Source organism: uncultured Gimesia sp. (assembly GCF_963976445.1).
In the GTDB taxonomy this organism is placed as follows: domain Bacteria; phylum Planctomycetota; class Planctomycetia; order Planctomycetales; family Planctomycetaceae; genus Gimesia.
This window is the reverse complement of the sequence record NZ_CAXBKP010000012.1, coordinates 154,633-174,989: the sequence shown is the minus strand read 5'-3', so window position 1 is coordinate 174,989 and position 20,357 is coordinate 154,633. Positions and strand designations below refer to the sequence as shown.

General features: G+C 47.9%; 16 protein-coding genes. 11 read left to right on the top strand and 5 right to left on the bottom strand.

Annotation, left to right across the window (positions count from 1 at the left end; translation table 11 throughout):
* Nucleotides 1-260: 260 nt before the first annotated feature.
* From larE to AAC022_RS15165, 4 genes are all read left to right on the top strand, one after another.
* Nucleotides 261-1,124 carry an ATP-dependent sacrificial sulfur transferase LarE gene (gene larE / locus AAC022_RS15180; protein ID WP_339732238.1) on the top strand — a complete coding sequence of 288 codons (864 nt, stop codon included), beginning with the start codon at nucleotides 261-263 and terminating at the stop codon, nucleotides 1,122-1,124.
* 82 nt (nucleotides 1,125-1,206) lie between these two features.
* A complete protein-coding gene (ltaE, locus tag AAC022_RS15175; protein WP_339732236.1) occupies nucleotides 1,207-2,304 on the top strand; it encodes a low-specificity L-threonine aldolase in 1,098 nt (365 codons plus the stop codon).
* A gap of 527 nt (nucleotides 2,305-2,831) precedes the next feature.
* The gene (locus AAC022_RS15170; protein WP_339732234.1) at nucleotides 2,832-3,125 is read left to right on the top strand and encodes a flagellar biosynthesis anti-sigma factor FlgM; all 294 of its coding nucleotides are present in this window, start codon (nucleotides 2,832-2,834) and stop codon (nucleotides 3,123-3,125) included.
* A gap of 44 nt (nucleotides 3,126-3,169) precedes the next feature.
* The gene (locus AAC022_RS15165; RefSeq protein ID WP_339732232.1) at nucleotides 3,170-3,667 is read left to right on the top strand and encodes a Fur family transcriptional regulator; all 498 of its coding nucleotides are present in this window, start codon (nucleotides 3,170-3,172) and stop codon (nucleotides 3,665-3,667) included.
* 39 nt (nucleotides 3,668-3,706) lie between these two features.
* Here AAC022_RS15165 and AAC022_RS15160 read toward each other — a convergent pair whose 3' ends face one another.
* Nucleotides 3,707-4,804, bottom strand: a complete 1,098-nt coding sequence (locus AAC022_RS15160; RefSeq protein WP_339732230.1) for an A24 family peptidase — start codon at nucleotides 4,802-4,804, stop codon at nucleotides 3,707-3,709.
* Between the two features lie 473 nt (nucleotides 4,805-5,277).
* Between AAC022_RS15160 and AAC022_RS15155 the strand changes: the two genes are divergently transcribed.
* The 4 genes from AAC022_RS15155 (at nucleotide 5,278) to glnD (ending at nucleotide 10,310) form a co-directional block, all read left to right on the top strand.
* Complete coding sequence (locus AAC022_RS15155; protein WP_339732228.1) at nucleotides 5,278-6,531, top strand: ammonium transporter; 1,254 nt, start codon at nucleotides 5,278-5,280, stop codon at nucleotides 6,529-6,531.
* Nucleotides 6,532-6,757: 226 nt separating this feature from the next.
* Entirely contained in the window at nucleotides 6,758-7,096 is a 339-nt protein-coding gene (locus AAC022_RS15150) for a P-II family nitrogen regulator (RefSeq protein ID WP_145214827.1), read from the top strand.
* 95 nt (nucleotides 7,097-7,191) lie between these two features.
* Complete coding sequence (locus AAC022_RS15145) at nucleotides 7,192-7,530, top strand: P-II family nitrogen regulator (RefSeq protein ID WP_339732224.1); 339 nt, start codon at nucleotides 7,192-7,194, stop codon at nucleotides 7,528-7,530.
* A gap of 83 nt (nucleotides 7,531-7,613) precedes the next feature.
* Nucleotides 7,614-10,310, top strand: a complete 2,697-nt coding sequence (gene glnD / locus AAC022_RS15140; RefSeq protein WP_339732223.1) for a [protein-PII] uridylyltransferase — start codon at nucleotides 7,614-7,616, stop codon at nucleotides 10,308-10,310.
* Nucleotides 10,311-10,354: 44 nt separating this feature from the next.
* On the opposite strand, the gene AAC022_RS15135 is transcribed toward glnD, so the two are convergent.
* The 4 genes from AAC022_RS15135 to AAC022_RS15120 all read right to left on the bottom strand — a co-directional run bounded on the left by AAC022_RS15135 (nucleotide 10,355) and on the right by AAC022_RS15120 (nucleotide 16,091).
* On the bottom strand, nucleotides 10,355-11,356 hold the full coding sequence (locus AAC022_RS15135) for a type I phosphomannose isomerase catalytic subunit (protein ID WP_339732222.1): 1,002 nt from the start codon (nucleotides 11,354-11,356) through the stop codon (nucleotides 10,355-10,357).
* Between the two features lie 603 nt (nucleotides 11,357-11,959).
* Nucleotides 11,960-13,480 carry a hypothetical protein gene (locus AAC022_RS15130; protein ID WP_339732220.1) on the bottom strand — a complete coding sequence of 507 codons (1,521 nt, stop codon included), beginning with the start codon at nucleotides 13,478-13,480 and terminating at the stop codon, nucleotides 11,960-11,962.
* Between the two features lie 274 nt (nucleotides 13,481-13,754).
* Entirely contained in the window at nucleotides 13,755-15,389 is a 1,635-nt protein-coding gene (locus AAC022_RS15125; protein WP_339732219.1) for a hypothetical protein, read from the bottom strand.
* Nucleotides 15,390-15,539: 150 nt separating this feature from the next.
* On the bottom strand, nucleotides 15,540-16,091 hold the full coding sequence (locus AAC022_RS15120) for a hypothetical protein (RefSeq protein ID WP_339732217.1): 552 nt from the start codon (nucleotides 16,089-16,091) through the stop codon (nucleotides 15,540-15,542).
* A gap of 522 nt (nucleotides 16,092-16,613) precedes the next feature.
* On the opposite strand from AAC022_RS15120, the gene AAC022_RS15115 reads away from it, so the two are divergent.
* From AAC022_RS15115 to AAC022_RS15105, 3 genes are all read left to right on the top strand, one after another.
* The gene (locus AAC022_RS15115; protein ID WP_339732215.1) at nucleotides 16,614-18,290 is read left to right on the top strand and encodes a pilus assembly protein N-terminal domain-containing protein; all 1,677 of its coding nucleotides are present in this window, start codon (nucleotides 16,614-16,616) and stop codon (nucleotides 18,288-18,290) included.
* Between the two features lie 91 nt (nucleotides 18,291-18,381).
* Nucleotides 18,382-18,984 carry a hypothetical protein gene (locus AAC022_RS15110; RefSeq protein ID WP_339732213.1) on the top strand — a complete coding sequence of 201 codons (603 nt, stop codon included), beginning with the start codon at nucleotides 18,382-18,384 and terminating at the stop codon, nucleotides 18,982-18,984.
* A 226-nt stretch (nucleotides 18,985-19,210) separates the two neighbouring features.
* On the top strand, nucleotides 19,211-20,350 hold the full coding sequence (locus AAC022_RS15105; RefSeq protein ID WP_339732211.1) for a tetratricopeptide repeat protein: 1,140 nt from the start codon (nucleotides 19,211-19,213) through the stop codon (nucleotides 20,348-20,350).
* The last annotated feature ends 7 nt before the right edge of the window (nucleotides 20,351-20,357 follow it).

The window sequence follows — 20,357 nt, the reverse complement described above, 5'->3', positions numbered from 1 at the left end:
ACCAAGACCGTTTCAATCAGCGTGCTGTTCAGTTTTCTATTCTCTGATACCAGTATAATCAGCCCGCGAGTGAGAAAAAAGATCTCCCTTGAACTAAACCTCCACAATTCCAAGCGGATTCGCCTCTTTTTGCCGACCACTGACCAGAAACCAGAGATTTTTCGTCTGATGTTCCGAGACAACCCCGTCTCAGGTCGGCTATAATCAGGGCGAATTAAGAATTTTCACAATAACCTCTTACAGAACCATCACCTTAGAATATGTCTCTGACATCAGAATTATCACGGAAACAGGAACTTCTCCAGCAAATTCTGTCCCCCCTGGATCGGATCATCGTCGCATTTTCCGCTGGCGTTGATAGTACTGTCGTCGCAAAAGCCGCATTTCTGGCCCGTGGGGCACAGGCACTGGCGGTCACCGCTGTCAGCCCCAGCCTGGCTTCCGGCGAAAAAGAAGAAGCAATTCGGCTGGCAGAATTGATCGGCATCCCGCATCGCCTGATTTCTACCTCTGAGTTCGCCACCGACGCCTATCGGGCGAATGCCCCCAACCGCTGCTTTTTCTGCAAAACGGAACTATATCAGCTGCTCTCTCACTCCATCGCCCAAGAAGAATGGCAAAATGCCATACTGGTGAATGGCGCAAATCTGGATGACCGGGGAGATCACCGTCCTGGAATGCAGGCTGCTTCCAACTTTCAGGTTCGAAGCCCCCTGATTGAAGCCGGCTTCACCAAAGAAGATGTCAGAAATCTGGCGCGGCACTGGGAACTTCCGATCTGGAATAAACCGGCTCACCCCTGCCTTTCCAGTCGCATCGCCTATGGCGTGGAAGTCACCGAAGAACGCGTTCAAAAAATCGATCAGGCCGAAGCATTTCTACGTGACGAGTTCCAGATCAACGAACTCCGCGTCCGACTGGAACCCAATGAGCTGGCGCGGATTGAAGTTCCGCTCCCGCAAATTCAGCACCTGACCACCCCCACTGCGATCGAACAAATTACCCGGAAATTTCTGCAACTCGGTTTCCAAAACGTCACTCTCGATCTACAGGGCTTTCGTTCCGGGAGCATGAACAGTTTTCTTTCCCTCGACGATCTACAGATAGCCGCTCAAAATAAATAAGACTCCGCAGGAATTGCAATTCGCCTTCATCCGGAGCAGAATGAATCAAACACCACCATAATCAATGACAAGGAAATCAGCCGTGGATCCGCACAGTCCTTCCTATATCGACCTCCGCAGTGATACCAAAACCAAACCAACCCCGGAAATGCTGCAGGCGATGATGACCGCCGAACTGGGCGATGATATGAGCGGTGAAGACCCGACCGTGAATCGTCTTGAAGCCATGATTTGTGAAATGCTGGGGAAAGAAGCAGCTGTCTTTGCCTGTTCGGGGACGCAATCCAATCAGATGGGTCTCAGATCGCATTGTCTTCCGGGTGATGAACTGCTGATTCATGAGCTGGGGCACATTGCCATGTTTGAAGGAGGCGGACCAGCTATTTTGAGTGGCGTCAGCTGCCGTACCTTGACCGGCGAGAAAGGCATGTTGGATCTGGAAACACTCCACGGAAAGATTCGTGCCGATGATCAGCACCTGTGTCGCACTCGTCTATTATGTGTGGAAAACACGACTAACGCAGGCGGTGGTCACTATTATCCGCTCGAACAACTCACCGAAATTTGCGACTGGGCACATGAAAACGAATTAAAAACACACATGGACGGCGCCCGGATCTTTAATGCGACCGTCGCCGCCGGCTACTCGATCAAAGAAGCCTGTGCCCCGCTCGATACAATCTCAATCTGCTTTTCCAAAGGCCTGGGTTGCCCGATGGGATCGATTCTGGCAGGCTCGAAAGAAGAGATTGCCAAAGCACGCCGCTCGCGCAAAGTCTTTGGTGGCGCACTCAGACAGGCTGGGATTGTCGCCGCTGCCTGTATTTATGCGTTGGAAAATAATATTGAACGACTGCAGCAGGATCACGACAACGCTCGTTTCCTGGCCGAGCAACTTGAGCCGATCGAAGGCATCACCGCTAATCCCGCAGAAACAGAAACCAATCTGGTCTTCTTTGATATCCATCCCGAACTGGGCAACGCCATGCAACTGTCGAAAGCCCTGCATGAGGTCGGAGTCGGTATCGGCGCAATGGGACACACGCGGCTTCGCGCCTGTACTCATCTCGATGTCAGTCGCGAAAAGATCGAACAGGTTCCCGCAGCTATCCGTGAAGTGCTGAAAGCGGGCCTCGATCGATACCAGGGAATCGCCACTGGTCCTTATGCCCGCGGCTAACCGGTTTATCTTCACATAAAGCACGAGAGTTGAACCACTTAACAAAAAAAGTCACACTCGACCTTCAGTTCAGTGATTTCCCCCTCTCTGTAATCCGCAAAATCGTTACCAGCCAACGTGTCCTTGCGAGAACGGCAGTTTTCCTGTTCCGGAATTAAACTTTTTACAATCGCTGCGTCGATGGAATAAAGGTTCAGACTCCCCTCAACGAATGAGGCCGTAAAGACATAGGATCATGTCTTACTATTAAGCCCTATCTCGTTTTACATACCATTGAGCTGGAGGATGCGCAGGAAGCCATTCTACATTCAATATTGATGACAACCTGAAAAAAGGTGTTCTTTTGCTACATTACGTGGCAAATTTGCCTGAATTCAGTGAATTCAATGAAAGAATTGGCGATGACTGCAGACTACCAGTTGAATCGATCCCCTGTCTTACGATATCATGAGCCCCATACAGTAACTAATGGTCGGGAGAATTCTCACTCGACTGGTTCAGAATCAAGTGACAGGGGGAATGCCGCCATGGATGTTAACGGCGCAAGTTCTATTTCCGGACCACTGCCTATTAATAAGCAGGTCGGTCCGAGCAACACCAACACCAATAAGACGCCTGCATCGAAACCGATCTCTTCACCGCAAGATGAATTAGAGATCTCTTCCGCAGGGCGTATGATGGATGAAATGACGAACGACCCTGAAATGCGAGCGGAACGGTTAGCACAAATCAAGGCAGCCATTGATGATGGAACTTACGAGACCGATGAAAAGCTGGATGCAGCCTTAGGTCGCATGCTGGATCAATTTGACTCCGAGTAACCATCTCCATTGCTGTAGTAGAGAAGAAGAGGAAGAGATAAACAGTGCTCAATTTTGAAAGCCTGGAAATCGCTGTTTCTCCCACGGAGAAATTCAGAGAGTACCTGGCCACAAAGGGAATGAGATTAACTCAGGAACGAGAGTTAATCGTTGCTGAAGTTTTCTCTTCCCACGAACATTTTGACGCAGACCAGTTGGTTGACCGGATGGCCGCACAAAAAACCGGACGACGTGTCAGCCGTTCGACCGTTTATCGCACGCTGGGCTGGCTGGAAGATGCCGGCCTGCTGAGAAAAGTCGCCCGAACCAATGACCGGGATGTCTATGAGCACGACTACGGCTATCCGCAGCACGATCATTTTATCTGCAAAAGTTGTGGGGAACTGTTTGAATTCCAGAATGACGATATCGCGGAAATTCTGGAAAAGCTCGCGGAAAAAATTAATTTCCGCATGAATGAACATCGGCTCGAAGTATATGGGATCTGCGAGGAATGCTCGCGTCCTCCCCAGCGGCGTCACAAAAAACTGGATCTGATCTGAATCCCGGACTGCGTGCGTTCTCTTTAGTTCCCGGTTATTTCAGCGGCGTTTAACGGGAATCGCCCGATAAATTCGCAGCAATAGCAGCATCAGAATCAACGCCCCCAGCGCAATGCCGCCAAGCATGACCAGCCCCATCGCATCCCCGTATAATTTGCGGATCGAGAATACCGGAGACGCCCCGGAAACCGCCGCCGGCCACTCCGCCAGCCAGATCCATTTCCAGCCCATCAACACGATCAGCGTCGCGGCACAGAGATAGGGGCCGTATGGCAGATAGGTTTTTCCCGTCACGGCACGACTAATAAAACCGATCAATAATCCACATAAAGGAGCCAGTAACAAAATCGGCAATATTGGTTGCCAACCCAGAAAGCTGCCTACCATCGCCATCAGCGTCACATCACCCAGTCCTAACGCTTCTTGACCGAGCAGCACGGAAGAAACCAGCCGTAACCCCCAGGTCAGTCCTCCACCTGCGATCAGTCCTGACAGACTCCACGTCAAACCGTGCCAGTGTGAATGCACCTTGATCCAGTCTGGAATATAAGGCCCCGATAAACCAGGAATCGCCTGATTCCAGTCGACCCAGAAATGAATGATCTGCAGTTGTCCCGCAATCGTCGCTCCCACTACGCCGATGATCATGCCGGTCACCGTTATCTGGTCGGGAATCAGATATTCGCGAAAGTCAATACTCGTCGCCGCCACCAGCAATGTTAACAGAACATAGTGATACAGCAGCCGCCACTCGAACATTCCTTCGGGAGGAATCACCGAGGGTAAGTCCAGAGAGCGCTGCGACACGACCATGAAATAATAAAACGCAAACAATCCGCCCGTCGCGAACTCCAGCAGATACTCAGACCCGGGCAAAGGCTTGGAACATTCAGCGCAACGATTCTGAAAAGGAATCCAGCGCAAGACGGGAATCAGCTTCCAGCGCGAAACGCGCGCACCACATCCCTGACAGCGCGACAGAGGTTGAATGACCGGCTTAAGCGACATCCGCCTAACCCAGGCATTGACCCCCTGCCCCACAACTGCTCCCAGCAGAAATAAAATCGCGCAGGGGACCAAGAGTGCGAATTCTGTAGGCAGAACACTATTCAAGTGTTTAATCTGAAAGTAAACCATATCTTAAACAAACCTGAACAAAACCCGTTACGCTATGGGTGATTTTACAACGAAGCTTTGTTAAACTGACGCGTTAACTGGTTTGATCGTAAGATCCTGTTGGACGTGGTTTATGGTGAAGTCTGCTGCGTCCAACCGCAATTGCGGTTGGATGAAAAAATCAAATTAGATGAAACTGCTCTGAAACAGAATCATCTGAAATGGTTATTTCACAAACAGATTGCCCGATCAATTCAGAGAACCAAAGCGCTCGCTCACTCACTGCTTTGATAATTTTTTTCGCGCTCGGAAAGGCCCCTGGAATGAGGAGAGTCTACAGACAGATTACGTACTGTACAGTATTGACATGTTGTTTAAGTTTATTGGGTAATGGAGAGATCTTCGCTGACGAAGCATCTAATCCTCCCCCCTTACCCTCGGGTGCAGAAGCGCCTGCTCAATTAGAAGCTTCAGTCGCATTAAATGGCGCTGACATGGCTTGGATGATGGTCTCATCCGCTTTGGTTTTGATGATGACCGCCCCTGGTCTGGCATTGTTTTATGGCGGACTGGTTCGGAAAAAAAACATTCTGGGCGTCATGATGCAATGTGTTTTCCTAATGGGACTTATGTCTATCATCTGGGCACTCTGGGGCTATAGCCTGGCCTTTGGATCTGACATTCTTGGCGGTTTTGTGGGAGGTTTTGACCATGTCCTGTTAAAGGGGATCATCCCTACCTGGGAAAATGGTGCGGTTGTTGTGCCCGATAATGGGGCCATCCCGACCTCACTGTTCATGGTCTTCCAAATGATGTTTTTCATCATTACCCCTGCCCTGATTTGTGGGGCGTTCGCCGAACGGATGAAATTTAGTTCGATGGTCGTTTTCTCAATCCTCTGGGGAACCTTCGTCTATTGTCCTATTGCGCACTGGGTCTGGTCAGATACCGGATGGCTGTGTGAATGGAATGAAGGTGCTGCCTTCCCCGCCTTCGACTTCGCGGGCGGAACAGTCGTGCACATTAGTTCTGGATTCTCGGCTTTGGTCTGTGCCATTTTACTGGGAAAACGACTGGGATACGGTCAAGAACCTATGCCCCCCCACAATTTGACCTATACTTTTATCGGTGCCACCATGTTGTGGGTCGGCTGGTTCGGCTTCAACGCGGGTAGTGCCGGTGGTGCGAATGCCGCAGCCGTCAATGCATTTGTCGCCACACATCTGGCTGCAGCGGCTGGGGTTTTGGCCTGGGCTGTCGCTGAGTGGTATTATAATGGGAAACCAAGTATTTTGGGTGCCTGTTCGGGTGCTGTGGCAGGTCTGGTCTGTATTACGCCCGCCTGCGGTACCGTGACTCCCCTATCGGGAATTATTTTAGGCCTGATTGCAGGTTTTGCCTGCTATTTTGCCTGTACAACTTTAAAATCAAAATTTAAATACGATGATTCACTGGATGCCTTTGGCGTTCATGGTATCGGAGGAACCGTGGGGGCCATCCTCACAGGGGTCTTTGCGACCAGAGCCATCACAGGAGATGCAGAAGGGTCCGGTTTACTGGAAGGAAATTCGCAGCAGTTGATCAATCAGTTGGTCAGTGTCGGTGCGGCGATTGTGATTTCCGTGATCGGCACGATCATCATCCTGAAGTTGATCGATTTAACGATGGGCCTGCGGGTCAGTAAAGATGGTGAAATTCAGGGTCTTGACCTGAGTCAACATGGTGAAGAAGGATACATTTTCCTATAACAATCTTGAGTATTGAGAGCCAGCACATGGCTGGCTCTCTTGCTCATGATTAGGAAAGTGGCTCCAAAAGGCCTTTTAGGCCAATAGTTTTTATTGTTTTTGGGGAAATGAAATTGAGGTATCGAGATTTCTCTCCAAATACGATATAATGGTTAAGTGTGATAGTCGCTTGGGTTTCTGAAAGCGCTGGAAGAAAACCGAGCATTTTCCTGGGAGTATGATTCCGATGAAAAAAGTGGAAGCTGTCATCAGACATTTCAAGCTGGAAGAAGTTAAAGATGCTCTGACAGAAATTGGTGTTCAAGGTATGACGGTCTCAGAAGTCCGTGGTTTTGGACGTCAAAAAGGCCATAAGGAACAATACCGTGGTGCTGAATACACGGTTGATTTTCTTCCTAAAGCCAAGATGGAAGTAATCGTTCCCGATGATCAGGTCAAAAGCGTTGTTGATACGATTTTAGAATCAGCACGGACCGGACAGATCGGTGATGGGAAGATCTTTGTGATGCCAGTCGAAGACATTATTCGTATTCGAACCGGTGAATCAGGCGATACCGCCCTTTAACAGATGACTGTAAAGCGAGGGGCGTTTTATTGCCCCTTTTGCTTTACATCAATTCTGTCATAAGTCGAATTACGGTTTTTCGAAAGTAGTCTTAGATGAAAAAAATTCAGGCAATCATACGCCACTACAAACTGGAAGAAGTCAAAAACGCGATTTCGGAAATCGGTATCAGTGGTATGACTGTCAGTGAAGTACGGGGGTTTGGTCGTCAACGCGGCCACAAAGAAACCTACCGGGGCAACGAATATATCGTTGATTTTCTTCCCAAAGTGAAACTCGAAATTGTTGTCCAGGACGATATGGTCCCCCAAGTAGTGGAAACGATCACGCAGATTGCCCGGACCGGCCAGATTGGCGATGGGAAAATCTTTATTACAGATCTGGATGAAGTCATTCGAATCCGCACGGGCGAAACCGGAGCAGAAGCAGTCTGATTGACTGATTGCTTCACGTTACGAATTACTGTCATGACCCCGGGCCACAACTATTTTTTCTTTTTCGTTTCAGCCTGGAACCGATGATGTCACAGCCTTCTCCGCCCTGCTCTACACAACAATTTGTTGTCTACCGCACCAAGGTGGAGCAAGCCCGACAACGTGGGCAGGAATTATTGCGCAGTGGCGCCAATGGCTTGCAGATTGCCACCGCAATTGCCGAATCCATCGAACAGCTGATCCTGCAAATTATACACGACCAACTGCAACAGCTTCCTGAAGCACAGCAAAAATTACTGCTGCAGAAAAGTGCGATCGTTATGATCGGCGGTTCCGGACGTGGTTTAATGGCTCCTTATTCGGATGTCGATTTGCTGTTTCTCTATCGCAATCAAATTGTCAGTGAATTCTCGGAGTTTGTCGGTAACGTTGTTCGTAGCTGCTGGGATGCCGGCCTCAAACTGGGCCACAGTGTGAGAACCGTTGTGGACTCGGTTAAGATGGCGCGCACCGAACCCGAATTCGCCACCGCGATGATCGAAGCCCGTTCCATCTGGGGATCCGAACATCTTGCCGAACAACTGGTGCGGTCTTTTTACCGACATGTGGTATTATTCCGTAGACGCATCTTTTTCGAGCAATGTGTCACAGCCCGCTGGGAAGAGCGCAAGCAGCACGGCGGCGCCGTCATGCAACTGGAACCCGACATCAAACGTTCGCCGGGTGGTCTGCGTGACATTCACTTGTTGCGCTGGGTTGGTTTCGCCCGCTACGGGACGGCAAACCTTGATATGTTACGTCTGGATGGACGAATCAGCAGCCGAGATGTCAGAACGTTAAAAAATGCCCGGGATTACTTACTCAAAGTTCGGATCCAACTACATTATGAAGCGGGTCGACAACAGGACCTGTTTACCAAAGACACTCAGCTCTGGATGGCAGAACAACGCCAGATAACGGGGACAAACGGGCAACGCCCTGTGGAACTGCTGATGCAGGAATACTTCAGGCACAGCAAAGCCGTCGCGGAGATCACCGAACGCTTTATCAAAGCACATCGTCCCCAGCCGTTTTTGTCGCGGGTCTATAACTTTCTCATGACCCACCGTTCCGATTCGATTCTCAAAATTGTACCCGACCACCTCGATGTGGTTCCCAAGTACCGCAGCCAAGTCTGCAGCAGCCTCGAAGAAATTCTCAAACTATTCGATACCGCGTCACTGTATGGGATCTCGATCTCACCAGATCTGCAGGATAGTATCCGCGAATCAGCATTGCAGTTGCCCTCAGCACTGACCAACAGGTCCATCGACCTCTTTCGCGACATACTCGGACGCAGTACCAATCTGGGGCCAATTTTAAGAACCATGTTTGAAACAGGGGTTTTAAATCTACTGATCCCCTACATGAAGCATGCCTACTGTTTGTTGCAGTTCAATCAGTATCATAGCTACACCGTCGACGAACACACATTTCGCGCAATCGAAGCATCTGAGACCTTTACAGACGATGACTCTGCTCTGGGAAGTTCTTATCGACATATCGAAAAGAAAGACATCCTGAATCTGTCTATCCTGTTACACGATATCGGGAAAGGTTATGGAGAAGACCATAGCAAAGTTGGCGCCATGATTGCCGCCGAAACGGCGATCCGCATGGGCTTAAAAGAAGAAGATCAGAAATTACTGGTCTTTCTGGTATTTGAACATCTCACGATGGCCCATCTCGCCTTTCGCCGCGATATCTCGGATCCTGATATTCTGTTCGCGTTCAGCCAGAAAGTCGGCAGCCCCGAAAAATTACGCATGCTGTATGTGTTGACCGCCGCCGATATTACCGCCGTCGGCCCCGGCGTATTTACCGATTGGAAATCGGAACTGCTGGCAGATCTTTATGAACGCACCATGTTATTGCTCGGCGGAAAACATTCCCGCTATCATCGAGACCAGAGACTGGCCCGCGTCAAACAACGTGTGCGCAGTCATCTCAATCTTCCACAAGTCTCGGAGCATGAGGAAAGTACAGACACCTGGTTTACAGAACTGTTTAACTCTTTTTCGCCGCATTACCTGCTGGTGACACCCTCTAAGCGGATCGCAGCGGATATCAAAATCCTGCACGATCTTCCCGCCGATCAAATCGTTGTCGAAGGGGAATTTGAGCCAGAAACCAGCACCGTGAATTATCATGTAATTGCACCGGCAATGTACTCGCAATCCTGCTTCCACCGCATGGTCAGTGTCTTTACAGCAAAACGCATGGAGATCATCTCCGCACATATTACCACGAGCGTTTCCGGCGGTGTCGTCGACAGTTTCCATGTGATCGATAACAGTTATTCAAAAGAAATTCCCCGCAACCGCATCGATAAGATAGAAGAAGAAATCAGAAAAGCGGTGATTGGCGAGAGTGACGCCAAAACCATGTTTTTAAATAATCAGCGTTTCCAGGACTCAGCCAGCCTGAGTGGTGAGTTCGATCTGGGCCGCGTGGAAATTGATAATCAGTCTTCCAAACGCTGTACGATTATCGACGTCATTTCTCATGATCGAACGGGGCTCTTATACATCGTTTCACGCGCGATCAGCCGCATGGGATTGTCTGTCGTCATGGCGAAAATCTCAACACACCTGGATCAGGTTGTGGATGTGTTTTACGTGATTGACGAACATAACCGAAAAATAGAAGACAATGATCGCCTGCAGGAAATCAAACAGAAAATGGAAAATACGTTGCACAAGTTTGAGATGGAAGGCTACAAAAGATATCAACGCGACTGATACCATTCGGACCACAGACAATCGGCATTCACCAGACTCAACGATTAAGTGGGCACCACTTCTAGAAATGTGACTTCACCATCAACGTGTATCTGGCAATCAGAGGCAGCAGCTGGTATGAAAAGCGTCTTTCCCTGAAACAGTTCAAAGGTTTCTGTGCTACTGTCTAACTGCCCCGCTCCTTCCAGCACAACCAGGATCTGAGGCTGATTCAAAGATTTCAAAGGAAACGAATTCTTGGAATAATGGCGCCGGATCGTAAAATGCTCAGACTCCAGTAGATCTTCTACCTGATGCACACGCATGGACTGCTTCCGGGGCTGGAGTAGATCAACGGGACCTCGTTCAAAGTCGATGCAGTCAAAGGCGTTTGCGATATGTAATGGTCGCGGGTTGCCTGACTGATCCAGACGATTCCAATCGAACAAACGATACGTGACATCACTGGTTTGCTGGACTTCCGCTAGCAGCACTCCTTCACCGATCGCATGCAGTGTCCCCGAGGGAATGTAAACACAATCCCCTTTCTTGACAGGATAGCTGTGCAAACACTCTTCAACGATCCCCTGCTCTAGATGCTGTCGCAGCTCGGTTTCAGTAATGCCTGACTTCAACCCGGCATAAATACAACTTCCTGGAATGGCATCAAGGATCACCCAGGCTTCCGATTTTCCGGATCGGGCGGCATCAAAATCTGGCTGCTGAGAATCACCAGGATGGACCTGAAGCGAAAGACGGTCTGTCGCATCAATGAACTTGATTAACAGCGGAAACGTGGAATGATACTTTCCCGTCCCATACACGGCGTCTGGATTTTTCTGAATAAGTTGAGACAGAGTCCAGTCGGCGTACTCACCACTGGCGATCCGTGTCGGTGCCTGGGGATGATCCGACAGCTCCCAACTCTCACCATAATCTCGCTCAACTCCAATCATTTTATGAAGTTGCGTGCCCAGACGCTCCCCACCCCACCGAGTACGCTTTAATAGCGGCGTAAACTCTAGTGGCAACAAAGTGGCCGTTGATTGGACTTCTTGCAATGACATAATTTGGAGAAAGGCACTACGAGTAAAGAAGATAGAAGGATCAGTAAAGAAGGAATTCCCTATGATCCTAAACCACAAAACCTACTAAATGCAACTATAAACTCTCTGATTTGTGAGAACGGAACTCTCTACGTTTTTGGGAACCATTTCATGAAACAAATGTTCTTTAAAGGTTTCAATTGCCATAAACGGGAACTCCTGCTAATCTCTCCCGCCTTATAGACCTGAGCAACCAACGGAACCTTTTGTACAGATATTACAATAACCCGTCTTCTGGCTGCTCTCAAGAGATTTACCGCTGTTTCTCGATGAAAGGCTCATACGTGGCAGATTTGGTAACCCGTACTTTAGAAATCGAACTTTCCATTGGTGATACAATTCAGGTTGGTGATCAGTTTTTGACTGTGGTTGATATTGAGGGACCCCAAATCCTGTTTCAACTTGATTCAGGAGATCTATCAGGCCCCATTTCGCTCCAGGACTTGTTCCCTGGGCCACAACCCTGCCGCTAGTCAACATAAACCCACCCAGATCCGGGCGATTATTATCGATTGATTTGCAGCGAACTGAAACAGAGCAGGTCTCGTTCAGTTTGTGTCACTTCTAGAATTCCACTTGGTAACGCTTAGTCATCTCTCTACGGATGCCTGCTGTCTCGTCTTCGATATCTTTCCAACTGGTGAAGCGCACGCCAGTCGCTTTAGCCTGCTCTTCGGCACGATTCTGAATCTTCACACTTGCGTTCGCACGTTGGCCATAATAATTGTTATTAGAGTCATAGTTGTAACTGTAGTTTCCATAGACGTTCGAGTTACGCACCCCCGTGCGAGATCCCGCTGCCCTTTTCGCAAGTGCGATTCCTCGGAGTGTTTCTGCAATATCTGAGCCATAAGCGAGTAAGTCTTCATCCACGTTTAAGATCGGAAGCCTGTCGATTTTTCGCGCATAACGTTCTGTGTAAACGATGTGATTGTCGCGATTTGTTTTGAGATATTTCCGTAAGTCATCAATCAGGACAGTGACTGACTTAAAGTAAGTTAATGACGCTTTGGCAATCGCATCGGGACTGCCGGGACTAATGTCTTCCCCGTTTAGCTCACTGAATTTCGTCGTGGGAATTTCCAGAAGACTAAACACACGACGCATGCCGTCATTGGAAAGTGGACCTGAAAGGATTAATGAATTTCCGTTTGATTGATACTTCCATTTTTCCAGGTCATCCAAGTGAACTTCAAATTTGTCGAGTACCTCTAAAACCAGAGGCTTGCCATATCTTTCGAATTTCGCCGTTTCTGAATTAAAATCGATCCGAATTTGCCCTTCCGCTTTACTGCCGATCTTAACGGAAAAAGTCGCACCTTGGATCCCGCTGATGATTTCATTTAGTTCTTTAATTTTAGATGCGTTTCCCTTGAGAACACTCGATTGTTTAAGACCTTCCTCAAGCTTGTGAGGTTGTGTGATGTCCTTCAGGTCAATGCCCATTACGATTTGTGGTCCACCGGGACGAACGATTTTAGATGTCTGCAACAAATAGGGAGAGACAATAGAACTGGAATTTTTGCGCCCAAAGTCTGCCCAGCGCGAAACGACTTGCCGATCTGCCGGATGCATGATTCCCATAGATGAATTATTGAGTTTAACGAAATACGCATCACTGGGAGTCCAGGCCGCTTCCAAACCGTTAATCGTATCAACGTAACCGGCTTCTGAGCGGGCGATGGATCGCATGGAGATAGGCTCAATCAAACTCATCACGGCCAATTCCCAGTTTTGTCTAAGATGATCAGCCAGATTTAGTTGAGCCGCAATAATAATTTTGTCTGCTTCAGGTGGTACATAAATGGGCCGTTTCACATAGGCAGCTTCATGTTTCTTTTGCCAGCCTTCTTTTATCGCAAGTGGACTGGCATGCATTGCAGCAACATCAATCACAACCATCGAGTTAGCGTCGGCAGGAATACTTTTTAGCAAGTCATCAAACTGTGCCCACGCAGGAATCGTATTTAAAAAAGCGGCAAGAAAACATGCAACCACCACCGGCTGATTCACTCCAGATTTCCACTCTGAGTTAAAGCACACAATGGACAATACTCGCAGTAAGGCTTGATGAACTGTTTGCATGTTTCAACCTTTTTCTGGAACCCCGAATGTCGTTGCTACCACTTGAAGTATGATTCTCATCTGAATAAGTTTGATGCATATTCCGAATCAGAACCCCAGTATTGTAACATCGGGCATCAGCCTGCGTCTATTATTTCAGCAACTCTTCAGTATTGAATCGGCAATTGGTTAACGAGTTTCTGAGCTTAGAATCATTGTTGATCATGCCAGACCAGAACCAAGTTTCCATACTGGAGAGAGCCAGTGGAACAGACTCATCCGACTACACGCAACCTTACTTTCCCTCAAATTCCTGGGGATCTGCAGGAAAAAGACACCATGGGGGTATCTCAGGACGTTTTAGTTGATTCTGTTTTGCGCGCGTTATGAGCTCTTCAAAACGGAGGAGTTTTTTGACCCAGAGCATCGCCTGAGGATCTTCATAGATCTGAATCCAATCCGTCCGACGCTGCAAATATCCGCGCACTTCCAGAGAACTCGGCAGCAATAAGATTTCAGTGGGGTATTGATCAAGTAATGGTGTCGGGCCCTCAGAGCTCGCATCCAGCTTTTGAAAAGCCACAAACTCCTGCTCCAGCTTAGCCGAGTAAACAGTTCGATAACGCCCGTCAAACGCAACCCGCGATTCCGGAAACGTCTGCCAGATCACATATTGAGCCCAGCCATAGTCGGTTAAGATATTCCCGTTTAGTTTCTCATCTTGCATGACTGTCATTGTGGCAACGGGCATTCCGGGCGCCCTACTGTGTGTTTCGACACCAATCTGCCAGGGAGGAATCGATTCTCTCCAGAGATTCACAATCGTATGAATTCCCAGACCACAGACGGTGAACATGGTCAATCCGATTAACACAGAACGCAATTTGAAACGATGATCCCCGGTCCATTGCTGGTTCATGTAAGGAAACAGATTTCGAATTGCATCTGAGATCGGTCTGGGTAATAAAATGATGACAGCAATCGCAAGTAAAGCAACATGCCGGATATGACTCACAGCCTGATAAGCAACCACAACAACCAGAATCAGGTCGATCCACTCCCACTTTCGCGAACCGAAAAACGCCAGCCCGATCAGGAAAAACGGAACATAATACAGCAATGCCTGCTGCGCTTCCCAAAGTGGTTGCCACTCACGGACGATCTGCTTTGTTATCAAATGATCCCATAACATCTGATGCAGCTGAATCCCATAAGGATTGACCAGCGTTACTGCCCAGGCGAAACCCACGGCAACTGCCAGCCGCATCAAATCGCGACGTTGATAGCGTAATTGAATCACTCCCAGCCCCATCCAGAGCAATACCACTCCCTGCATCCCCACGCCAGCCAGAAAGCCGCCATGCGAGTTTGCCCAGAACAACATCACGGCAGGCAGATACCAGATGGCTTTGGACTGTGGTTGTTCAAGGAATTGTCTGAGTAATAAGAGTGTCAGTGCAAAACAGCCAAAAGTGGCCAGCTGCGGACGAACAAAAACCACAAACTGTGACAGGCAGAATGCTGTGTAGACCAGCAGTAACACAGACGCAGCCAGGCTTGCCTCGAATTTCCGCAACGCAATCCACGCGGGAATAAAAATCATCAGCAACCAGAAGTTACGCCAGATCCACAGACCGAGATTACCGAAGTTATTCCAGAGCCAGCCAAAAGACAATTCTGATAACCATTCGTGGTTGACCCAGACAGCACCAGGCTCGGTATAGCAGAACGGATCAGTTCGTTCGACCAGAACGCCCTGCTCGATTGCCCGGAGCCCATACAAAGTATGTCCCCAGAGGTCCGGATCTGCAATGGTCACCGTGCACATTAAAAACAGACACGCGCCCCAGATCATGGCTGTTGCAAAATACCATTCGCGCTGCCCCATGTTCCATTCAGTGGGAAGCTGCGCTGAATCAGATTCCTTCACAACGTTTCCTCAATGGTAAAGCTGATCGTTCCTGTTAACAGTTGCGCAAGTGCTTTGCTGAATCTCAATAAAAAAAGATCTGCACACAATGGTACAGATCTTTTATTTTCGATTCACTTTCACAATCTGCAAATTCAAAGCAGAGTTCACTTACTTGCTTTTCAGAATGTCTTCCAGGCTGGGAAGAGGAGTATGAATTGGCTCCAGGATGGGAAGTCCTTCTCCATTTGAGGGAGATTCTTCATACGAAGTCAAATCAATCTGTTCGTAGATTCGTAAGAACATTTTATGAGAATAAGGAGCCTTAGGATCACCGCCCAATGCGACAACCTCTCCTTTTTGCCTCAAAATATTCGAATAGTTGTATGGTCGGAAGTAATAATAACCATGATACACTGGTGTATAAGCATAGTGAGGATACATCTCCCCAGTCGTTCGGCAATCCAGCCAGGGCCGCTTCTTGAGCTGGCAACAACCATCACAATAGCTACTGCCACACATTCCACAAGCACCAACGCCACCACCTGTACCACACCCAGACTGACAAGACTCACCCGCCATACAGGAATGAGCTGCAGGGTAACTACATTCACATGATGCTAATGAGATTGTTGCGGGAGCACTGACTGTGTTTGCAGGAATGACCTCTCCGTCAAACTGCCATACACTTAAACCGATGAGCAATGCAAAACTCGCATTCATGAGATCACCTTTTATAATTTATGTTGTTTTTACAACTCTTCTAGTTAGGCATACTGGTGAATAACAATTGGAATACACTCTTGGAATACACTCTGAACCCAAAGCACAATGTCTCTCACCATAGATCGTTTTCGACCTGATAGTCATCAAAGGTAAAGTAGAAAACCGTAGAAATCACTAATATCTTAAAATTTGCATAAACTGGGAAACCCGGCAAAATTTATATTAACCTCCCGTATAGGTTTTTCCGATATGATTGATGCCACAGGAATTCTATGAACGATAGAACCCTATATATTTCTTGCTTTCTCGAAAAGAAAAAGCCGGAAGGCCAGACCCTGAATACTTGGAACAATTTTGAGACAGGTAAAGGGTCGCCCAGCACCATACAACATTGAGTCGCACCTGGGTTATAAAATTGAAACAGGTTCCATTAAACGTGGTTTAATGTGAATTTCGCCTATAAACAATTTACTAACTCCAATATCTCATTACTGACGTCCAAAGGATTGGGAGACAAGTATGTCTATAAACGCCTCATGGAAAAGACGCACAATGCTGGCTTTTGCCTGCGGTGTTGCTATCACAGCCACACCACTTGCTGCACAGGTACCACCAGCTCCTCCTGTTCCAGGAAAAATCACAGCAACAAAGTTTACCTCTGGAGCAGCAAGAACGAACAAGCCAGTTGTAAGCACCAAAACTAAAGAAAAAGTTCATCAACTCGTTGAGCGAATTTATGAATCTGAAGTTGAACTAAGCGTTCAACAACGGCATTCAAAAATTCTGAAAATGAAAATGGGCGTCTTCCGCGTCGCAATTGCTGATCCGGAGAAGATCGAAGTTGTCGCTTTCGGAGCACAAGAAGTTGAAGTGATCGGAAAAGAAACCGGCACGACAACAATGACTCTCTGGCTGGGTGAAGAAGCTAACCCCCAGATCTTGAGTGTGCAAGTAAAAGTCGAAGGTGATAACTCTATCGAAGATCTACGCCGTATGGAATATGGCGAGTTCCAGAGAATGATCAACGAGTTCTTCCCGAACAGCAAAATCCAGTTGATTCCCTTTGCAGATAAACTGATCGTTCGCGGTCAGGCACGCGATGAGCAGGAAGCAACTCAAATCATCTCAATTATTCGATCTCGCTCCGGATCAGGAAGCAGCATCGGAAACGGTAGTTCTGGAAGTGGCTCGTTATTCGCAGATGGCCAAGCCGCTGATCCCTTCCCTGAAGGAGCAAAACTGCCGGAAGCGACTGTTATCGACATGATGAAAGTACCTGGCGAAAAACAAGTCATGCTGAAAGTTCGCATTGCTCAAATCGACCGTTCAGCTGCCCGTTCTGCCAGCACAGACTTAATTGTCAACTCAGGTGAATTTGGATTCAGCCAAATTTTCACAGGAATCGCACAGCAGTTAGCCGGTGGTGGAACAGGGCTGGTAACAGCATCCTTAAACAGTAAACATGTAGACATGTTTATCTCGGCTCTCGCTCAGAATGGTTATGCGAAAATTCTTGCAGAACCAAACTTGGTGACCATCAGTGGCCGCTCCGCGAACTTTATCTCAGGTGGTGAGTTCGCAGTTCCCACCGTAGTGGGAGTTGGCGGTGCTCAGGCTGCAACCACAACATTCAAAGGTTTTGGTACTCAATTGACGTTCCTGCCAACCGTACTTGATAAAGATCGAATTCGATTACAAGTCACTCCCACCTTCAGTACCGTCAATCCAGCTCTCTCGGTCAACGGAATTCTGGGTGTGAATACGCAATCGGTCAGCACAACTGTTGATCTGCGAGAAGGACAAGTTCTGGCAATCGCCGGTCTGATTCAAGAACAACAGCGAGGAGATTTGAATCGGGTTCCCTTCATTGGTGATATTCCTCTGGTAGGCACCCTGTTCTCAAACAAGTCTGTTCAACGTGACGAAACCGAACTGATTATCCTGATTAGCCCAGAACTGGTTCATCCAATGGAACCGGAAGATGCTCCGACTGTATTGCCTGGAATGGAAGTAACCGAACCTGGCGATGTGGACTTCTTCTTCATGAATAATATTGAAGGCAAGCCGGATGTGCACCACAGAAGCACTGTCTGGTACATGCAGAAAAAACGGATTCACCAACAACAAAAAGATTATATTCATCAGACCAAATCTGATAAATACTATATCAATGGCGACTACGGTTTCTCTGACTAATACTAGTTATTATTTCTTTGCCAAATGATACTTATTAAAATTCCAATCACACTCAACTTAATGATGTGAGAGAAATACAAGGAAGTAAGCGATGTCTATACAACCCAAATTTGCAAGTTTGCCTGCTATTGCTCTGGCAGCAATACTGGTGAGTGGTTGCCAACATAAACAGCAACACGCTCAGATTCCCTATGACTCTGTAGCACCATTAGGAAGCATCAGTGATGACATTTGGCAAAAACAGGAAGAGAACGGGGAAGCCTCTGACTTCGTGATTGTCGAAAGCGAATTCGTTGGCGCTACCGCGAAACTGAATGCTGCTGGCGAAGATCATATTAAACAAATCGCCGCCCGCATGATTTCAACACCGTTTCCAGTTGTCGTCCAGCCCAGCTCGATGTCAGTCAAAGCATCGGATGAATACAAGTATCCGATTCACGGGAATGATGACCTCGACATGCACCGTCGAAACGTGATTGTCAAAATGCTGCAGGCAATGCAAGTTCAAGATGCTGACGAACGCGTCGTTGTCGCACCAGCCTTCACTCCTGGCTTCGAAGGATTTGAAGCGTATCGGACTTACACGAACGGATTCCGAAACCGCTCCAACGGTGGTGGTGGTGGTGGTTCATTCGGTGGGTTCGGTTCTGGATTTGGTGGCGGTATCGGCGGAGGTGGCGCTGGAATCTTCTAATCGAAGAAAGAGATCTTGCCAAGATTTTTTCATCCGGTGGGCGGGTTCTTTAGAATCCGTCCACTTTTCAATAACATCAAGATGCACATTCAGATTGATGCAATCTGTTGAAATATCTTACACAATACCAAATAACAGACTCAATGACTCTCTAAACTTTATAACTTAAATCGACCTGATTTAAAACCTATTCAATATCAGTCAGCACAACGCCAGGAACAGACTTATGAACAACAAAGGATTGTTTTGTTCAACTGTGATCCTTCTCATCACACTTTCATTTCAGGGATGCGCCACTGTTGGCAATCAGGTTTCCAAAGTGAAATCGGCCCTGCCCGGTCACAAGAAACCCCAAAACCTGCTTGCCTCTGGCAGAAATTATGAAAGTAAAAACGAATGGTTGGCGGCCCGGGAACAGTATGAAACCCATCTGAAAAAAGATCCCAAAAGTGTCAAGGCCTGCCACCGCCTGGGTATCGTTTGTTCGCGTTTAGGCGATTCTGTTGCTGCCACACGCTATTTCACACAAGCCCGGCAACTTGATCCAACCAATTCAGAAGTGCTGAATGATTTTGGGTATGCACTGTATCAACGTGGACAATATAATGCTGCTGAAAAAATATTTACAGCAGCGTTACAAAATGACGCCAAGAACAGTCGCATCATCAATAATCTTGCGTTAACAGTGGGTCACCAGGGACGGTTTAAAGAAAGCTTCTCACTCTTCCGCAACGTCATGCCTCCCGCGGAAGCACATGCCAATCTTGCTTATATTCATACACAAAGAGGAGAAGGGGAATTAGCACTTCAAGAATATGACTTGGCACTAACGGAAGACCCAGATCTGGAAACAGCCGGCTTAGCAGCTGCTGAACTGGCAGAAATGAAAATTCTGCTCCTTGCAAAACAGGCACAAAAAACAGAACAACAACTGGCAGCCGATCAGAGCGCCCCTCAAACAGAGACACTCAAACGTCAAAATACAGTCGCCAAAACTCCGATCATGACACAGCTTGAAACACAGACCACGCAGTTGGTCAGTGCAAAACAACCGGTGGAAATAACACGGAAACCATCTCTCAATGCAACCACGCCGATTGTCAGACAAAAGCTAATCTCTCAGGCTTCTCTGAAAAAAGAAGTCCAGTTCAAGCCAGTTGCGTCTCAACCCCCGGTTTCCAGACCTGTGATCAAGCCGATTTCCAAACCTGTGTTCGAGGTTGAAGAAGAGGCATTGGAAATCAATTCGTTCAAATCACTAGATGAACTCTCTGTAGAAGAAAAACCGGCGATCATCCGTATTTCAAACGAGAGCGAATCAGAAGAATTGCTGTTCCGTTCTTCTCAGGAGTTGTCTGAACAATAAACCGTAG